General features: G+C 68.4%; 18 protein-coding genes. 7 read left to right on the top strand and 11 right to left on the bottom strand.

Annotated elements, in window-relative coordinates; all coding sequences use genetic code 11:
• Position 1 precedes the first annotated feature (1 nt).
• The 4 genes from pyrC to ruvX all read right to left on the bottom strand — a co-directional run bounded on the left by pyrC (position 2) and on the right by ruvX (position 3,839).
• Positions 2-1,303: a dihydroorotase gene (pyrC, locus tag ACODSL_RS12700; RefSeq protein ID WP_488901060.1), complete on the bottom strand. Its 1,302-nt coding sequence runs from the start codon at positions 1,301-1,303 to the stop codon at positions 2-4.
• Entirely contained in the window at positions 1,303-2,280 is a 978-nt protein-coding gene (locus tag ACODSL_RS12695) for an aspartate carbamoyltransferase catalytic subunit (RefSeq protein ID WP_488901059.1), read from the bottom strand. The genes pyrC and ACODSL_RS12695 overlap by 1 nt, the downstream gene beginning before the upstream one ends.
• Positions 2,281-2,439: 159 nt before the next feature.
• Complete coding sequence (locus ACODSL_RS12690; RefSeq protein WP_488901058.1) at positions 2,440-3,369, bottom strand: AEC family transporter; 930 nt, start codon at positions 3,367-3,369, stop codon at positions 2,440-2,442.
• Positions 3,366-3,839 carry a Holliday junction resolvase RuvX gene (gene ruvX / locus ACODSL_RS12685; protein WP_488901057.1) on the bottom strand — a complete coding sequence of 158 codons (474 nt, stop codon included), beginning with the start codon at positions 3,837-3,839 and terminating at the stop codon, positions 3,366-3,368. Before ruvX ends, ACODSL_RS12690 begins: the two co-directional genes overlap by 4 nt.
• An 81-nt stretch (positions 3,840-3,920) precedes the next feature.
• On the opposite strand from ruvX, the gene gatC reads away from it, so the two are divergent.
• The 3 genes from gatC to gatB are packed head-to-tail and all read left to right on the top strand — an operon-like array spanning position 3,921 to position 7,178.
• On the top strand, positions 3,921-4,208 hold the full coding sequence (gatC, locus tag ACODSL_RS12680; RefSeq protein WP_488901056.1) for an Asp-tRNA(Asn)/Glu-tRNA(Gln) amidotransferase subunit GatC: 288 nt from the start codon (positions 3,921-3,923) through the stop codon (positions 4,206-4,208).
• 1 nt (position 4,209) lies between these two features.
• Positions 4,210-5,685 (top strand): Asp-tRNA(Asn)/Glu-tRNA(Gln) amidotransferase subunit GatA, encoded by a 1,476-nt coding sequence (gene gatA, locus ACODSL_RS12675; RefSeq protein ID WP_488901055.1) that lies wholly within the window; start codon positions 4,210-4,212, stop codon positions 5,683-5,685.
• A 2-nt stretch (positions 5,686-5,687) separates the two neighbouring features.
• Positions 5,688-7,178, top strand: a complete 1,491-nt coding sequence (gatB, locus tag ACODSL_RS12670; protein ID WP_488901054.1) for an Asp-tRNA(Asn)/Glu-tRNA(Gln) amidotransferase subunit GatB — start codon at positions 5,688-5,690, stop codon at positions 7,176-7,178.
• Between the two features lie 78 nt (positions 7,179-7,256).
• Here gatB and ACODSL_RS12665 read toward each other — a convergent pair whose 3' ends face one another.
• The gene (locus ACODSL_RS12665) at positions 7,257-7,766 is read right to left on the bottom strand and encodes an RcnB family protein (protein WP_488901053.1); all 510 of its coding nucleotides are present in this window, start codon (positions 7,764-7,766) and stop codon (positions 7,257-7,259) included.
• Between the two features lie 341 nt (positions 7,767-8,107).
• On the opposite strand from ACODSL_RS12665, the gene ACODSL_RS12660 reads away from it, so the two are divergent.
• Positions 8,108-8,383 carry a sel1 repeat family protein gene (locus ACODSL_RS12660; RefSeq protein WP_488901052.1) on the top strand — a complete coding sequence of 92 codons (276 nt, stop codon included), beginning with the start codon at positions 8,108-8,110 and terminating at the stop codon, positions 8,381-8,383.
• Between the two features lie 7 nt (positions 8,384-8,390).
• Here ACODSL_RS12660 and ACODSL_RS12655 read toward each other — a convergent pair whose 3' ends face one another.
• Positions 8,391-9,167: a polysaccharide biosynthesis/export family protein gene (locus ACODSL_RS12655; protein ID WP_488901051.1), complete on the bottom strand. Its 777-nt coding sequence runs from the start codon at positions 9,165-9,167 to the stop codon at positions 8,391-8,393.
• Positions 9,168-9,254: 87 nt separating this feature from the next.
• Between ACODSL_RS12655 and ACODSL_RS12650 the strand changes: the two genes are divergently transcribed.
• The 3 genes from ACODSL_RS12650 to ACODSL_RS12640 are packed head-to-tail and all read left to right on the top strand — an operon-like array spanning position 9,255 to position 12,771.
• Positions 9,255-10,757 (top strand): GumC family protein, encoded by a 1,503-nt coding sequence (locus ACODSL_RS12650; RefSeq protein WP_488901050.1) that lies wholly within the window; start codon positions 9,255-9,257, stop codon positions 10,755-10,757.
• A gap of 59 nt (positions 10,758-10,816) precedes the next feature.
• Positions 10,817-11,521 carry a P-loop NTPase family protein gene (locus ACODSL_RS12645; protein ID WP_488901049.1) on the top strand — a complete coding sequence of 235 codons (705 nt, stop codon included), beginning with the start codon at positions 10,817-10,819 and terminating at the stop codon, positions 11,519-11,521.
• Between the two features lie 2 nt (positions 11,522-11,523).
• A complete protein-coding gene (locus ACODSL_RS12640; RefSeq protein WP_488901177.1) occupies positions 11,524-12,771 on the top strand; it encodes an O-antigen ligase family protein in 1,248 nt (415 codons plus the stop codon).
• Here the strand turns inward: ACODSL_RS12640 and ACODSL_RS12635 are convergent.
• The 5 genes from ACODSL_RS12635 to hfsF form a co-directional block, all read right to left on the bottom strand.
• Positions 12,743-13,651 (bottom strand): CPBP family intramembrane glutamic endopeptidase, encoded by a 909-nt coding sequence (locus ACODSL_RS12635; protein ID WP_488901048.1) that lies wholly within the window; start codon positions 13,649-13,651, stop codon positions 12,743-12,745. The genes ACODSL_RS12640 and ACODSL_RS12635 overlap by 29 nt on opposite strands.
• Before the next feature lie 92 nt (positions 13,652-13,743).
• Entirely contained in the window at positions 13,744-14,241 is a 498-nt protein-coding gene (locus ACODSL_RS12630) for a GFA family protein (RefSeq protein ID WP_488901047.1), read from the bottom strand.
• A gap of 201 nt (positions 14,242-14,442) precedes the next feature.
• Entirely contained in the window at positions 14,443-15,195 is a 753-nt protein-coding gene (hfsH, locus tag ACODSL_RS12625) for an oligosaccharide deacetylase HfsH (RefSeq protein WP_488901046.1), read from the bottom strand.
• Positions 15,195-16,127, bottom strand: a complete 933-nt coding sequence (gene hfsG, locus ACODSL_RS12620) for a polysaccharide biosynthesis protein HfsG (RefSeq protein ID WP_488901045.1) — start codon at positions 16,125-16,127, stop codon at positions 15,195-15,197. The genes hfsH and hfsG overlap by 1 nt, the downstream gene beginning before the upstream one ends.
• Positions 16,124-17,572 (bottom strand): polysaccharide biosynthesis protein HfsF, encoded by a 1,449-nt coding sequence (gene hfsF, locus ACODSL_RS12615; RefSeq protein WP_488901044.1) that lies wholly within the window; start codon positions 17,570-17,572, stop codon positions 16,124-16,126. The genes hfsG and hfsF overlap by 4 nt, the downstream gene beginning before the upstream one ends.

Below are 17,572 nucleotides of genomic sequence, written 5' to 3'. Positions count from 1 at the left end.
CCTACTCCGCGGCCCGGAAGACCGACTTCCCCGCCACCACCGTCCGCAACACCTGGCCCTGCAGGCGGCGGCCGTCGAACGGCGAGTTCTTGGACTTCGACACCAGCTTGTCGGCGTCGATGATCACCGGGGCGCCGAGATCGCAGAGCACCAGATCGGCCGGCGCGCCTGGCGTCAAACGCCCGCTCGACAGGCCAAGGAACCGCGCCGGCGCCAGGGTCACCGCCCGCAGCAGGTCGACCAGCGGCGCGCGGCCGTCGTGATACTGCACGAGAAGCGCCGGCAGCAGCGTCTCCAGACCCACGCCGCCGGGCGTCGCCTCGTCGTAGGGCAGACGCTTGTCCTCGGCCGGCGCCGGGGCATGGGCCGAGACGACGATGTCGACCAATCCCGTGGCCAGCGCCTCGATCAGGGCCTGGCGGTCATCCTCCGAGCGCAGCGGCGGGTCGAGCCGGGCGAAGGTGCGGTAGTCGCCGATGTCCAGCTCGTTGAAGCTCAGATGGTTGATCGAGGCGGTGGCCGTAACCTTGACGCCGCGCGCCCTGGCCCTCGCCAGCGCCTCCAGCGCGCCGGCGCTGGTGATCTGGTCGACCAGCAGGTGTGCGCCGGTCAGTTCGGCCAGCGCCAGATCCCGCTCCAGGCCGATGCGTTCGGCCATCACGGGCCCCGAGGGCAGGCCGAGGCGGCCCGCGAACTCGCCCTCGGTCGCCGCCGCGCCCTTGGTCAGCCAGGGATCGACGGGCCGGTGCGCCACCGCCATGTCGAAGGTCTTCGCATAGGCCATGACCCGGCGCAGGACGCGGCTGTCGACGATCGCGTGGTCGACGTCGGTGACATAGACGCAGCCGGCCTCGCGCATCAGGCCGATCTCGGCGATCTGCTCGCCCTTCAGTCGCCGCGTCGCCGCGCCCGCGCAGAGGATGCGGGCGGATTCGATGTCGCGGGCCCGGCGCAGGATGAAGTCGACCACGGAGGGGTCGTCGACGGCGGGATCGGTGTCGGGCTGCACGACGAAGCTGGTCACCCCGCCGGCCGCCGCCGCCTGGGCGGCCGATCGCAGGGTTTCGCGGGTCTCCGCGCCGGGCTCGCCGGTCTTGACCCGCAGGTCGATCAGGCCGGGCGCCAGCAGGCCGTCACCGCAGTCGATTACCTGAACATCGCCGGACAGGTTGCTGAAATCCTTACCCTTCGAGATATCGGCGATGGTCTCGTCCGACACCACCAGCGCGCCGGGGCCGTCATAGCCGCTCTCCGGATCGACGAGCCGGGCGTTCTGAAAGGCGAGGGGGCGGTTGCGGGCCATCAGCTGTTGTCCAGCCGGGCGGCGAGCGAGGCCAGCACGGCCATGCGGGCGGCGACGCCCATCTCGACCTGGTCCTGGATCAGGCTTACGGCCGGATCATCGGCCACGTCGGAGTCGATCTCCACGCCGCGGTTCATCGGCCCGGGGTGCATGACCCGCACGCCGCCGGAGGCCGCCTTTAGCTTTTCGCGGTCGAGGCCCCAGAAGCGGAAGTACTCGCGGGTCGAGGGGACCAGCGCGCCCTGCATCCGCTCCAGCTGCAGGCGCAGCATCATCACCACGTCGGCGCCGGCGATGCCCTTTTCGAGGTCATGGAAGACGGTCGCGCCCCAGTGTTCGGCCCCGGCGGGCATCAGGGTCGGCGGTCCAACAAGGCGAACTTCCGCGCCGAGGATATTGAGAAGATTGACGTTCGAGCGCGCCACCCGGCTGTGCATGACGTCGCCGCAGATGGCCACCCTCAGGCCGGCTACATGGCCGAACGCCCGGCGCATTGACAGGGCGTCGAGCAGCGCCTGGGTCGGGTGTTCATGCTGGCCGTCGCCCGCGTTGATCACGCTGCAACCGACCTTCTGCGACAGCAGGGCCGCCGCGCCGGACGAGGCGTGCCGCACGACGAGCAGGTCGGGCTGCATGGCGTTCAGCGTCACCGCCGTGTCGATCAGGGTCTCGCCCTTGGCGACCGACGACGTCTTGACGCTCATGTTCATCACGTCGGCGCCCAGCCGCTTGCCGGCCAGCTCGAAACTGGCTTGGGTGCGCGTCGAGTTCTCGAAGAACAGGTTCATCAGCGTCCGACCCTTGAGCAGGTCGAGCTTCTTGGTCGTCTGCCGGTTCAGCGCCACGAATCCGTCCGCCAGGTCGAGCAGCTGCTGCGCTTCGACGACGTTGACATCCATGGCGGACAGGAAATGGCGACGGGGAAACGGAAAGGTCCGCGCGCGGACGTCATCAATTCCCGGGGCGAGAGCCGTCATAAGCCGTGGTCATACGGGAGGGGACATGTACCTGCAAGGTACGTGTCCCCGATATCCGTCATCCTCGCCCTTGTGGCGAGGACCCCTTTGTCCGCCGCACGGGCAGAACTCCAGCTTGATGGGTTCGGAACGCGTTCAGAGGGATCCTAGGCACAAGGCCTAGGATGACGGTTGTAGATGAAACACCACCAGCAGCAGCGGAATCGTCACCAGGCTCGCCGCCGTGGTGAAGGCCACGATGCCGGCCATCAACGGCGCGTCGCCGCCCATTTGACGCGCCAGCACGTAGGACGCCGCCGCGCCGGGGGCTGAACCGACCAGCAGAGCCACGCCCTGGGCCGTGTGATCGCCACCGGCCAGGCGGCACAGGCCCCACATCAACACCGGCAGGATCAGCAGCTTGACCGCGCTGACCGAGGCGATCAGCCACCGGCGGCTGTGAACGTAGCCGAAGCTCAGGCCCGCTCCGGCCACCACCAGCCCCATGGTCAGGGCCGCGTCCGACAGCAGGTCCAGCGTGCTCATCACCACGGGCGGCCTGGGCACATGCAGCACGTTGAACAACGCCCCCACGCCGCAGCCCCACAGCACCGGATTCTGCGCCAGGCCGCGCAGCGCCGTGCGCAGTCCGCCGCCCTGGCCCTCGCCCCAGTGGCTCATGACCAGCACACAGATGACGTTGATGGCCGGGATGAGGGCTCCCATGATCATCGCGCCGAGGCCCGCGCCCTCCTTGCCGAACACCAGCGCCGCCAGCGGCAGGAAGACGAAGGTGTTCCAGCGCAGGCTGCCCTGGAACACGCTGGTGTAGCTGGGGTCGGGGATTCGGATCAGCGGCTTGGCCAGCAGCACCGCCAGGGCCACGACCAGAATGCCGCCCACCGCGCCGAAGGCCAGCGGCCCGGCCGACAGGCTGCCGAAGTCGGCCTTCCAGACCGCCGGCATCAGGAAGCCCGGATAGAAGACGAAATAGGTCAGCCGCTCGATCGGCGGCCAGTTCACCTCGGGAATGAACTTCGACGCCTTCAGGCCCCAGCCCAGAGCGATCATGGCGAAGACGGGGAGAACCCCGAGAAGAATGGCGCTCATCCGGCCGCGTTCCTCAACCGCTCCAGCGCGCCCTGGAGGATCCACGCTGCCGCCATCTTGTCGACCACCTCCGCCCGGCGCTTGCGGTTGACGTCGTGCTCGTCGATCAGCACCCGGGTCACGGCTGCGGTCGACAGCCGCTCGTCCCAGAAGGCGATGGGGATGTCCTTCAGCCGCAACAGGTTGCGCGCCAGGGCCCGGTTGGACTGGGCGCGGGCGCCCTCGGTGCCGTCCATGTTCATCGGCAGACCGATGACGATGCCGACTGCGCCGCGGCTCTCCATCAGCTTGAACAGCCGCGCGGCGTCCTTGGTGAACTGCACCTTTTCGATGGTCTCCAGCGGGCTGGCGACGGTGCGGGTCACATCCGAAACCGCCACCCCGATGGTCTTCTCGCCGGGATCGAGGCCCACGATCGGCGCATAGGCGGGCAGGGCGGCGGGCAGGTCGAGTAGATCAAGGATGGCCATGCGCCCTCTTAATGCGGCGAACGGCTTGCAAACAGGGCCTTGAGACGGCTAACCCGCACGTTCGAAACAAAGGAGGCCACGATGGCCATCGACGCCGCGACCGTCCGCAAGGTCGCCCGGCTCGCCCGCATCGCCGAACCCGAGGCGCGACTGGAGTCGCTGGCCTCGGAACTCAACGGCATCCTCGCGTGGATCGAGCAGTTGAACGAGGTGGAAACCGACGGGGTTGAGCCGATGACCTCGGCCGTGGCCATGGCCGCGCCCCTGCGCGAGGACGTTGTCACCGACGGCGGCGACGCCGCGAAGGTGCTGTCAAACGCGCCGAAGTCGGTCGACGGCTTCTTCGTGGTGCCGAAGGTGGTCGAGTAGCATGTCCGAGCTCACCAACCTCACCCTCAAGGCCGCGCTTGACGGCCTGAAGAGCAAGGCGTTCTCCGCCACCGAGATCACCCGCGCCCACATCGACGCCGTCGAGGCCGCGCGGCCGCTCAACGCCTTCATCCTCGAGACGCCTGACAAGGCGCTCGAGATGGCCGCCGCCTCCGACGCCCGTATCGGCCGGGGCGAGGCCGGCCCGCTGGAAGGCGCGCCGCTGGGCATCAAGGACCTGTTCTGCACCCAGGGCGTCCGCTCGACGGCCGCCTCGAAGATCCTCGGCAATTTCATTCCGCAGTACGAGTCGACCGTCACCGCCAACCTGTTCGGCGACGGCGCGGTGATGCTCGGCAAGCTGAACCTCGACGAGTTCGCCATGGGCTCGTCGAACGAGACCAGCGCCTTCGGCAACGTGATCAACCCGTGGAAGTCGGTCGCCGGCGGCAACCGCGCCCTGACCCCCGGCGGCTCGTCGGGCGGCTCGGCCGCTGCGGTGGCGGCTGACCTCTGCCTCGGCGCCACGGCGACCGACACCGGCGGCTCGATCCGTCAGCCGGCGGCCTTCACCGGTACGGTCGGCATCAAGCCGACCTACGGCCTCTGCTCGCGCTGGGGCATCGTCGCGTTCGCCAGTTCGCTGGATCAGGCAGGCCCGATCGCCAAGACGGTCGAGGACGCCGCCATCCTGCTGACCAGCATGGCCGGCCATGACCCCAAGGACTCCACCAGCCTCAACGTCGAGATCCCCGACTACGCGCCGTTCGTCGGCAAGTCGGTCAAGGGCCTGCGCGTCGGGGTGCCGAAGGAGTACCGCGTCGGCGGTATGCCGGCCGAGATCGAGAAGCTCTGGCAGGACGGCATCGACTGGCTGAAGGACGCTGGCGCCGAGATCGTCGAGGTCTCCCTGCCGCACACGAAATACGCCTTGCCGGCCTACTATATCGTGGCCCCCGCCGAGGCCTCCTCGAACCTCGCCCGCTACGACGGCATGCGCTTCGGCCACCGCGGTGAAGGCAAGAACCTGACCGAGGTCTATGAGAACAGCCGCGCCGAGGGCTTCGGCGACGAGGTCAAGCGCCGCATCCTGATCGGCACCTATGTGCTCAGCGCCGGCTACTACGACGCCTACTACCTCAAGGCCCAGAAGGTCCGTCGCCGCATCGCCGACGACTTCGACCAGGCCTGGCAGACCTGCGACGTGCTGCTCACCCCGACGGCCCCCTCGGCGGCTTTCGCGCTCGGCGAGCGCAACGCCGACCCGATCGCCATGTATCTCAACGACGTCTTCACGGTGACGACGAACCTCGCCGGCCTGCCGTCGATCAGCGTGCCCGCCGGCCTCGACGCCGGCGGCCTGCCGCTCGGCCTGCAGGTCATCGGCAAGGCGCTGGACGAAGGCACGGTATTCTCGGTCGCCGGCGCGCTGGAAAAGGCCGCCGCCTTCCGGGGCAAGGCGGAGAAGTGGTGGTAGCGATGACTGAACCCACAATCCTCAAGGGCCGCACCGGCGACTGGGAAATCGTTCTCGGGCTGGAGGTCCATGCCCAGGTCGCCAGCAATTCCAAGCTGTTCAGCGGCGCGGCGGTCGGCTTCGGCGCCGGTCCCAACGAGCAGGTGTCGCTGGTCGACGCGGCCATGCCCGGCATGCTGCCCGTGCTCAACAAGTTCTGCGTGGAACAGGCGGTCCGTACGGGCCTGGGCCTGAAGGCGCAGATCAATCTGAAGAGCACCTTCGACCGGAAGAACTACTTCTATCCGGACCTGCCGCAGGGCTATCAGATCAGCCAGTTCAAATCGCCGATCGTCGGCGAGGGGCTGGTGCATGTCGATCGCGACGATGGCTCCAGTTTCGATGTGCGCATCGAGCGGCTGCACCTCGAGCAGGACGCCGGCAAGTCGATCCACGACCTGTCGCCCAACGAAACCTACGTCGACCTCAACCGCTCCGGCACGGCGCTGATGGAGATCGTCTCCATGCCCGACATGCGATCGCCGGAAGACGCGGCGGCCTACGTCAAGAAGCTGCGCGCGATCCTGGTGACGCTCGGCACCTGCGACGGCGACATGGAGAAGGGCAACCTGCGCGCCGACGTGAACGTGTCGGTCTGCCGGGTCGGCCAGTACGCGAAGTTCCGCGCCGACGGCTCCTTCAAGCACCTGGGCACGCGCTGCGAGATCAAGAACGTCAACAGCTACCGCTTCATCCAGCAGGCCATCAACTACGAGGCCCGCCGGCAGATCGAGATCCTCGAGGACGGCGGCAAGATCGACCAGGAAACCCGTCTGTTCGACCCCGGCAAGGGCGAGACCCGCTCGATGCGGTCCAAGGAAGAGGCGCACGACTACCGCTACTTCCCCGACCCCGACCTGCTGCCGCTGGTTCTGGACCCCGCCTGGGTGAAGGCCATCGAGGCGGGTCTGCCCGAGTTGCCGGACGACAAGAAGGCCCGGCTGATGAGCGCCTATGGTCTGTCGGCCTACGACGCGACGGTTTTGACCTCGGACGGCGACGTCGCCGCCTACTACGAGGAAGCCGCCAAGGGCCGCGACGCCAAGCTGACCGCCAACTGGGTGCTCAACGACCTGCTCGGGCGACTCGGCAAGGACGGGCTGGAGATCAAGGACTCGCCGATCGCGGCGGCCGACATCGCCGCGCTCGTTTCGCTGATCGAAGACGGCACCATATCCGGCAAGATCGCCCGGACGGTGTTCGAGCACATGTGGGCCGGCGAGGGCACCCCTTCGGCCATCGTCGAGAAGCACGGCCTGGTCCAGATCACTGACACCGGCGCCATCGAGGCGGCGGTCGACGCCTTGATCGCGGCCAACCCTGACAAGGCCGCCGCCGTGAAGGACAAGCCCCAGGCCATCGGCTGGTTCGTCGGCCAGGTGATGAAGGAGACCGGCGGCAAGGCCAACCCGGCCGCCGTCAACGAGATCCTGAAGGCGAAGCTGGGGCTCTGAATCACCCCGCTGCCGGCGCTCAAAAGAAAACCGCCCCGGAGTTTGCTCCGGGGCGGCGTTCGTTTCGGCGCGGCGTGACTAGTGATTGATGATCACGTCCAGGATCAGGCCCGTGGCGACCGCGGCGAGCAGGTAGTCGTCGCCCGACCGGTACCAGTAGTAGCCGCGGGGCGGCGGACGCAGGCGGTAGCGGCCGTAGTCGTAGACCACATAGCCGCGGTCGCGATAGCTCGGCGGCAGATAGGCGCCGCGACGCCAGGCGGTGTAGCCCGGACGATAGCCCGGACGGCCGTAATAGGCGGCAGGCGGCGGACCATAGTACCAGCGGTTGTTGTAGTAGTAGCCGTTGTGATGACCACGATCCCAGCGGCTCCGGGCATCGTAGCGGCCGTCCCGCCGGTCATCGCGTCGGCCGTCACGACGGTCGTAGCGGTCGTCGCGCCGTTCATCACGGCGGTCCCAGCGGTCATCGCGACGCTCGTAACGGTCGTGACGGCCATGGTCCTGGGCCATCGCGTCGGTCGACACGGCGGCCATGGGGCCGGCCACGGCGACGGCGGCGGCCAGGGTCAAGATCAGACGCTTCATGGGAAGGTCTCCTTCGCAGTGGTGCGGCTTGTCGGGCCGCGGGTGGTTCCCTCGACAGGCCGCCAGAGTGAATCGGCCCGCCTGAACCCTGGCTGAACGGACTGGTCAGGATTGATGTTCCGCCCGGGCGCCGGGAGCGGTGCTGTTAAGGCTTCGTTGGAGCCTTCTTAATCGCCCGGAGACACTGCTTTACGGCCAGTAACACGGGTGAACGAATCCTCTATTGGCCCTTGAATACAAAGGATTTGCGCGATTAACCCTGTGTTCAGCTGAAAGGTATTCTTCTGTCGACATCGGCTTCGGACAGAATGGTCCGGAGGGGGTTTGAAGGGAAGAAAACCATGATTGCGAGCATCGAAAGCGAAGCTCACGCGACCATGCCGCTGCCGGGCCCGGAGTCCTCGGGCGACGAGCTGTTCCGCATGGGTCTGCTCTATTCGACCGGTCAGGGCGGCGCGCCGCTGGACTACGTCTCGGCACACATGCTGTTCAATCTGGCCGCCATGCGTGGATCGGTGGAAGCCAAGATCTACCGCAAGGAACTGAGCGCCGAGATGGACCCGGCCGACGTCGCCGACGCCCAGCGTCAGGCGCGCCAGTGGCTGGCGGCGGGCTGAAGGCCTGTCACCTGACCGTCGTGCCGTTCAGCGCGTAGCTGAACTGGACAGGGGACAGGTCACGGAACCACTGCTGCACGAACAGCCCGGCTTCGGCGACGTTGCTGCGCGGCACATAGACGATATCGAAGCGGCGCAGCGGCACGAAGTCCGCGCCGGACGCCGTCTTCATCGCGGACCGGAGATTGACCGTCCGCATCATGGCGCGGCCGCCGGGACCCCGGCGAATGATCACCACCTGATCGGATTTGGCGCCCGGCTTGAAGCCGCCCGCCTGGATCACGGCCTGCAGACTGTTGATGTCGCCGGCCATGTCATAGATGCCGGGCGTCCCGACCTCGCCGCCGACAAACACCTTGAGCGGGGAGGCGGTCTTGACCGTCACCGACACCTGCGGCCGCAGCAGCTGGCGCGAATAGGCGCGGGTCAGCTCGGCCTGGAATTCCGGAATTGTCCGGTCCGCCGCCATCACAGGATCAATCAGCGGCATGGTCACGCGCCCGTCGGGCTGGATCACGATGCCCTGTTTCGACAGCTCCGGCGCCGAGGGCACGGTGATGTCGATCGTATCACCGGGATACAGCCGGTAGTCCGGCTCCTGCTCGCTCCAGTCGGCGTAACCGATGTTGGGGAAGTTTTCGGCCTCCCGTGCGGTCGGGCGCGGCTCCGCGCGGCGCGGCGCGGGACGGCCGTCGCCGAGCGGCCACCACGCCTGCGCCGGCGTGCTGACGGCCAGGGCGGCGGTCATCAGGAGGGCGGTGCGGATCGGGGCGGCTCTGCGCATGGGTCGAAGGTTAACGAGAATGGGTAACGGAGTGTTAAGCGCGCTCCGGCGAGGGTCCGGAACAAGGCCAGAAAGCCCCGGATTCGCATGAGCTCGCAAAGCGCCTGGAGGACTGTACCGCATGACCCGCCGGCGCGCGCCGACTGGGCCGGTCGTCCGCGCTATGCGCCCAGCGACTTCATCACCCTGCTGTGGCGCGAGCGGGGCCTTATGCTGGCGGTGTTTGCGCTGATCTGCCTGGTGGGCGTGGGCTTCGCGCTGACGCTGAAAAAGACCTATCCGGCCAGCTCCAGCATCCTGATCCAGCTCGGCCAGGAATACGTCTATGAACCCCGCGCCGGCGACGCCGGACGCGGCGCGGTGCCGGACACTGATTCTCTGGTCCAGTCCGAAGTCGAGATCCTGCAGAGCGGCGAGCTTCGCGAACGGGTTATTCGCCGCATTGGCCTGGGCAATCTCTATCCCGATCTGGCCGCGAAATACGCGGGAGCCTCGCCCGCCGACAAGGCGCTGCTCATGTCCAAGGCGATCGACGCCGTGGGCAAGACCCTGACCATCGCGTCCGCCCCGGACAATCCCGTGGTGCGCGTCAGCTTCGAGCACGACGACCCGGTCATGGCCGCCCGCGTCGTGAACACCTTGCTCGAGGAATACCTCATCTATCGCCGCTCGGTGCTGATCCACCCGACCTCGCCGGTGTTCGAACGGCAGCGGGTGATGTTCGAGGATCAGCTGCAGAAGGCCGACACGGCCTATCAGGACTTCCTCGCCACCAACGACATCGGCGACTTCAACGCCCAGAAGACGGCGGCGACACAGCTGATCGGCCAGATCGAGGCCCAGCGCTACGCCGCCGAGGTGACCCTGCAGGATCGCCAGGCACGGCTGTCGACTCTCGATGGCCAGCTGGCGCAGATCGCGCCGGAGATCGGTCTCTACCGCGACATCGATGCCACGGCCGCGACCCGTCTGGCGGCCCTGCGGGTCCAGCGGGAAGAACTCCTCTCCCGTTACTTTGCCGACTCCGTTCCGGTGCGCGACATCGAGGTCCAGATCGCCCAGCTCGAGGCGGGCGTCAGTTCCGGCCGCACGGCCTCGGACGGCGCCAAGCGCATGGGCGTCAATCCGGTGCACCAGACGCTCCAGACCGAACGTATCCAGACGGCGGCCGAGATCGCCGCCCTGCAGCAGTCGCTGGTCGCCTACACGGCCCAGTCGGCCAAGGCGACCAGCCAGCTGCAGCGGTTGGCCGCGCTGGAGCCGCAGTTCCAGGCCCTGACGATGGACCGCGATGTTCTGCAGACCAGCGTGCGCGACTTCACGGTTCGCGAACGCCAGGACGAGGCGGCGCGACAGATCGCCTCGGAGACCAATGACAATATCCGCATCGTCGACCGCGCCACGCCGACGACCAGGGGCAAGAGCCTGCGCAAGCCGGTCGTCGTTCTGGCGGTCCTCTTTGGCCTGTTCTCGGCCCTTTGCGCGGGGCTGGTGCGGATGTTCCTGCGTCCGGGCCTGCCCACCCGCGCCTCTGCCCAGCGCACGCTCGACCTTCCGGTGCTCGGAACCGCCGCGGTCAAGCTGGGTTAGGTCGCATAAGCCCAGCAATAGTCTAGCCTGCAGGGCGTGAGCGCGCGGCGATTCGAGCGATGGTGGATTTGAGCGCCGAGATGGCGGAGTTGTGGGCGTCGCTGGGCGGGACGTCGCCTGGACGCGCGCGCGCCGTCCAGTTCGTTGCTGCCCGCCGCGGGGAGGGGACCAGCACCGTCGCCCGCGAGTTCGCCGCCTATGCCGCCAGCCGCGCCGGACGCACGGTCTGGCTGGTCGATCTGGACCTGTTCATCTCGCCGCAGCATGCCGCCATCGCCGGCTCGCCGGACATGTACGGGCCGCTCGGCAAGGCGGTTTCCGCGACACCGGGCGATGGCTCGACCTTCTTCACCGTCCAGCCGCCGACGCTGATGCCGGACGGGTCGGCGGCGCCGGACTCACGCTTTCTCGTCGCCCACGCGGTGGGCCAGCACCGCTGGTGGGTCACCCGGTTCCGGGCCGACGTGCTCCGGGGCAGCCAGAACATCCATATCCTGCCCAGCGCGGACTACTGGAACGCGCTCAAGCGTCACGCCGACCTGGTGGTCGTCGACTGCCCGTCGGCGGATCGCTCGCAATCGGCGCTGACAGTCGCGCCCTTCATGGATCAGACGGTTCTGGTGGTCGCCGCCGACCAGCCGGACGTGCTGGCGCCCGCCCGCTTGCGGGACGGTCTGACCGCCGCCGGCGGCCGCGTGGCCGGCGTCTTCTTCAACCGCGCCGAACTCGAGACGCCGGGCTTCCTGCGGGCCTTCCTGCGGTGAGCATGTCCGCCGAGGCCTGGTCGCGCCACGAGGTGGAGCGCACGGACCTGTGGGACTGGCTGGCGTTCGGGCTCGCCGTGTTCTTCGTGCTGATCTACAGCCAGGCCTGGATCGCGCCGGTGTTCGGCGTGAAGATCGACGCGGGCGCCTCAGGGGCCATCCGCAACGTCTACTTCCCGGCCTACGCCGCCGGCATCGGCCTGCTGGCCATGGCGCCGGCCGCGGCCATCCAGGCGATGGTGCGCCAGCCGTTCCTGCTGCTGTTGCTGGCCATTGTCGCGATCTCGACCCTCTGGTCGATCGCCCCCGACCAGACCGTCCGCCGGATCGTCGCCGTCTACGCCACGACGATCTGCGGCATCGCGCTGGCGACCCGGTTTCGCTGGTCGACCCTGGCGGAAGTGCTCGCGAGCGCCAACGCCCTGCTGGTGCTGGGCTCGATCGCCTGGGCGGTGCTGCCGCCGCACAACGGCATCATGACGGAACTGTTCCCCGGCGCCTGGCGCGGGCTCTGGAGCGAAAAGAACGCGCTCGGCGGCAACATGGCCATGGCCTTCACCATCTTCGCCGGGGCGGCCATGCTCAATCCGCGGCGGCAGTGGCTGTGGGGCGTGTTCGCGGCGCTGGCGCTCGGTCTGGTGCTGATGTCGACCTCCAAGACGTCGCTGGTCTCGCTGATCCTCGGCGCCGGGGCCGTAGGCTTTGTCTGGTTCGCGCGGCGCGGGCCGGTGTCGGGCGTGGCAGCGACCTGGGCGGCCGTCATGGGCGCGCTGCTGCTGGCGGGCTTCCTGTTGTTCGCCTCCGATGTCTTTCTCGAGATCCTCGGCAAGGACGCCACCCTGACGGGCCGCACGCGGATCTGGGCGGCGGCCCTGCGCCAGGCCGAACTGCGTCCCTGGACCGGCTATGGCTACTCCGCGGTCTGGGATGACAAATCCGGCTGGGGCCCCCTTGCGTGGATCACCAAGGAGGCGGGGTTCAAGCCCAGCCACGCCCACAACGCCTGGCTGGAACAGTGGCTGGGCCTCGGCTACGCCGGGGTGGTCGCCTGGGCCCTGTTCTACCTGCAGACAATGGGCGGAGCGATCGCGGCGGTGTTCAGCCGGCCCGCCGCCTACCTGGCCCTGCCGTACCTGATCATCTACTCGCTGCTGACCCTGACCGAGAGCGTTGCCGTGACTTACAACGACATCCGCTGGTCGATCTTCGTCGCCCTGGCCGTCAAGCTGGCGTGGCGAGGGCGGGAATAGCCTTCGCGAACCGGCCCGCCCGCGCGGCCATCCAGATTGCCAGCAGGCCAGCGGACGTGCAGATCACCAGCGCGGGCAGCGACGCTTCGGGTCCGAACCGTCCACCGCTTAGCCACAGCGGAAAGCCGTCCCGCGCCACGCTGCGTGCGATAGCCGGCCCGAAGTCGGTCCCGGACACGACCGCGCCAAACAGATAGCCCTGGGTGAAATTCCAGCCGGCATGCAGCCCGATCGAGACCCACAGCCGGCCTGTCAGCGCATAGAAGGCGCCCAGCATGATCCCGGCTTCCATCGCGATGCAGAGCGCCGCCCAGACCGAGGCGTTGGGGTTCCCGAAATGTCCGGCGCCGAACAGGGCGGCCGAGAAGATGAACGCCGCCCAGGGCCCGAACGCCCGCCAGGTCAGCCGCAGGATGACCCCGCGGGCCATGATCTCCTCGATGAAGCCCGACTCAATGCTCAGCCCTGCGCCCTTCCAGGCCGGGGCCATGCCGAGCCAGTCAAAGCTGTAAAGGCCCGTGCCAATGAGGGTCACCATGACCAGGGCGAACACGGCGCAGCCCAGGGCGAATCCTGAAACGAGGCCGGGAAGGGCAGCCTTCGGGGCCAGCTCATCCGGAGCGCGGCCCTCGGCCAGCCAGACGAGCAGAGGATAGGCCGCCAGGGCCGCGAGCGCGCCAGCGACGTTCGCCATGAAATGCGCCGGCCCGTTGCTCTTGGGCCAATGATCGCCAACCACACCCTCGACGCCATAGCCGGCGACGGCGACCAGAACGAAGAACACGATCATCCAGGCCACGGCGCGCAGCCACCGCAAGGGCCCCGGGTGCAGGAAGCGGCGCCCACCAAGTTCGATCGGCACGCCAAGACGTTCAAACACTGATGACATTGGTTCCCCCGTCTTCGCCCTCGGCTCGGGCGCAGTCTGCACATCCCGCTTCCGTCGTCACGTTATCGAACCGTCATGCGCTCTCAGAGGATGTCGTCTGGCGCGAGGACGCGCGGTCTGCGACGTGCCCGTTCGACCATCACACCCGGATAGCCCTTCAGCGGACCCAACGCCTCGCCGGCCCAGGTCCAGTCGGCCTGCTCCGGAAGGTTCATGTGGTAGCGCGGCTCTCGCCCGGTGCGGCTGGTGAACAGGCCGCGCGGAATGTTGACCATCTTCGGCGACCGGGCGCGTTCGTAAAGCACGGGCGTCCCGCAGCGAGCACAGAAGCTGCGCGTCGTGCGGGCTTCAGGGTCCTCGAAGCGCGTCAGGCTGTCCTCGCCGTCGATCCAACGGAACCGGCTACGCCAGCTGCCGACAAAGGTCGCATAGGCTCCGCCCATGGCCCGCCGGCTCGCCTCGCTGTGGTCGTGCCAGGCCCAGACGGCGGGCACATCAATCTCGAACCGCACGGTCCCGCAGGCGCAGCGACCTTGAGCCTGGACGGCTGAGGCTTTCGGTTTGGGGGCGGGTTTGGCCATAGGCGCCTCAATCGGATCAGGACGCGGACTAGAGGGCCTTCGTGGCCGTTTGGCCACTGACAGCGCGTTGACACACTGCCCACCGTCATCCCGGGCCCTGTACCCGGGATCCCTCTGACCGCCATTGGACCGCGTCAGGTTCGGTCGCGGTCGCTCGGCTGAACAAGGAATCCCGGGTACAGGGCCCGGGATGACGAGGGACTATAGCCCCAGCCGCTTCGCGCCCTCGGCGGCGGTCACGATGTCGAACCCCCGCGTCCGTGCGGCGTCGGCGAGTCGCCCCAGAGCGTCCGGCGTACAGCCCCAGGGAGAAGGGGCTTCCGCAACATCGTGCGTGTAGAGGATCAGCCAGGCCTTGCGGTCTGCGGCCTTGTCGATCCAGCGCAGGGCGACGGCTTCGCCATCCGGACCCTCGATGCCTACCGCCGGCAATTGGTTGGCGTCTGAGCCGCCCTCCACCAGTCCGGCCTGAACGGTCCGCAGCGTGCGGTAGCGGCCCCCCAGCACTGACTTTGCGGCCGTCGAAACGTCACCATAAGGGTAGGCGAAGCTCTCCGAGGGCAGAGCGCCCCATGCCTTCAGGGCGTCCGCATTGCGGTCCACGTCCTCGACAATCGCGCGGGCGTTGGCCTGTCCGCAATCAAGATGGCTGAAGGTGTGGCAGGCGATTTCGTGGCCGGCCTCGGCCAACCGCCGTGCGTCCTCCGCCGTGGCGTAGACGCCCATCGGCCCGGATTGGCCCGCGAGGCCGGCTGAAAAGTACCAGGTCCCTCGAATCCCGCGCAGCTCCAGCACCTTCGCGCCTGCATCAGCGGCCGTCGCGGGGGCGTCGTCGAAGCTGAAGGTGATCATCGGCCGGTCCAGCGCCATGCGCACGGGGCAGCGGTGCGACAGCAGCGCGAGCCGTCTGCGCAGCTTGCCCTTGAGCGATCGGTCGGCGCTGTAGGCCTCCATCAGACGGCCTCGGCGTAGAGCGCGGCGCGGTACAGGCGCAAGGCGAAGGCGCGCGGCGCGACGGGCAGGGCATCGGCCAGGGCGACCGCCTTGATTATCGGCCGCCAGAGGTTGCGCAGCGGCAGGCGCTTCAGCAGCCGGGCGACGCGGTAGCTCGGATAGTTTTCGACCACCGCGCGGTGGTCGGCGACCACGCGCGCGAAGTTCGCCGCCGATTGCTCGTACTTGCGCGCCATCTGAGCCGCCGAGTCGAGCCCGAGGTGGCTGGCAGCAATGTCGGCGTGAACGATAGGCCAGCGCGCGGCGACGCGGATGCCCCACTCGACGTCTTCCCAGCCCCAGCCTGTGAACCGCTCGTCAAACCCGATGCTGTCGAACACATCGCGCTGGACGAGCAGATTGGCCGTGAACACATGCTTGGCGGGATCGCGCGCACGTTCGGCGGCGCTATGGCAGTCGCTGCGCAGCGCCATCGCCCTGTGAAGCGCGTTCTCCCGGGTGCGGGGGGTCTGCTCAAGCGAGAACCCGCCGAACGCCGCGGCGGGATCCTGAGCGTCAATCAACGCCAGCCAGTCGGCGAGGAAGTGGTCGCTGTCCGGCAGCATGTCGGCGTCGATGAACAGGAAGCGGTCGGCGCGGGCGTGGCGGGCGAGACGGTTGCGCCCCTTCGACCGACCCTCGTTGGAGGCGAGGCGCACGAACCGGGTCGGCAGGCGCAGGGCCTCGACGGCTGAACCGACTCGCGCGGCCAGGTCCGGATCTCCGGAGCCGTCGTCCAGCAGGACGATTTCCACAGGCTGCCGTTCGCGATCGAGCGCCTGCAGGAGCTTGATGGGATCGTCGCGCATGAACGGGATCAGCACCGACAGGCGCGCCGTCGCGCCGGGCCAGGCGGCGTTGTCGGTCGTCCATTCAGCGACGGGCGCGGTCATGCCGCCACCCGCGCGCGCAGGCCTTGCAGCATCCCCAGGCCCCGGCTGCGCAGGCCGCCGGCGTCGAGCGCCAGGACGACGGCGGCATAGACCAGCCCGCCGAGGGCGGCCTTCAGGGCCAGTTCCAGGATGCCGCCAAAGGCCGGGACCTGGCTGACCAAGACAGCCATGGCGGCGCAGCCGAGCCCCGCGCGCCAGATCACGTCCAGCGGTACGGGCAGGGGCATGGCTCGCCTGCCCAGAAGCCATGACATGCCCGCACCCAGCGCATAGCTCGCGGCCGTCGACCACATGGCGCCGGCGATGCCGTAGCGCGGGATCAGGACGACGTTCAGCAGGAGGTTTGCCGCCGCCGGCGCGATCATCGCCGCGAACAGCAGGTGGGTGCGCCGGCCCAGCGTGAAGGCCTGGTGGAAATAGTAGGTTGTCATGCCCGAGAAGAAGGCGCCGAACGCGACCCACGGCGTGACATGGGCCGCGCCTTCGGACAGGGCGCCGCCGACCATGATCTGGGCCAGGGGGTGGGCGACCAGCGCCACGCCGACGGCGGCGGGCAAGGTCAGCAGGATCATGAAACTGGCCTGTTCGCGGGCCGTCTCGGCCAGCGCCGCCCGGCCGCCGCGCTCCAGCGCCGAGACCATCGCCGGTCCTCCGGCCATGCCCAGCCAGATGAACATCACATCGAGCGTGCGGTTCGCGAGGCTGTAGCCGGCATGATAGACGCCGACCGCCCGTTCATCGAGGAAGGCCGCCAGCAGGAACCGGTCGGTCGTGGCGATGACCAGGGACAGGATGAGCGAGAAGGCCACGGGCAGGCCGTAGCTGGCGTAGTCGTGCAGCCGTGTGGTCTCGATCACGCCCCCGCGCACGAGGGCCAGTTCCTTGCGCAGCGTGAAGACCAGACAGATGACGGCGATCGCGCCCATGCCGATCATCGGTCCGGCGGCGCCGGCGCCCAGGGTGATGGCCAGCACGCCGATGGCGAAGCCGCCCGCGGTCTGGGCCATGTCGAGGGCGGAGGCGGCCATCACCTCGCCGTCGGCGCGGCGGCGCTCCTGGACCAGGCGAACCAGGCTGCGGAAGATGATGGACGCCAGGCCGATGCCCACGGCGACCTTCAGTGGCGGGCTGATGGGGGTGAGCCAGACGGCGACGGCGGCGACGACCGGAAAGATCGCCGCCAGCCAGAAATAGGCGCGCATCAGGGTGGCCAGATGTGTGGCGACCTCGCCGCGCTCGGCGGCCCGGGCCTGGAACCGCGCCAGCGCGGCCTCGATCCAGGTGAACAGCGTCGTGTGCGCCAGGGTCATGACCGACAGGGCCAGGGCGTAGCCGCCGTACTGTTCCGGCGTTAGAATCCTGGTGAATACGACGATGGTCAGCAGGCCGACGACGCCCTGGGTGATGTTTGCGGGCAGATAGCCGATCAGGCCGCGACGAAACAT

It is taken from the genome of Caulobacter sp. FG121, from assembly GCF_057809815.1.
The sequence above is the reverse complement of the archived record's forward strand: the minus strand, read 5'-3'. Positions and strand labels throughout refer to the sequence as shown.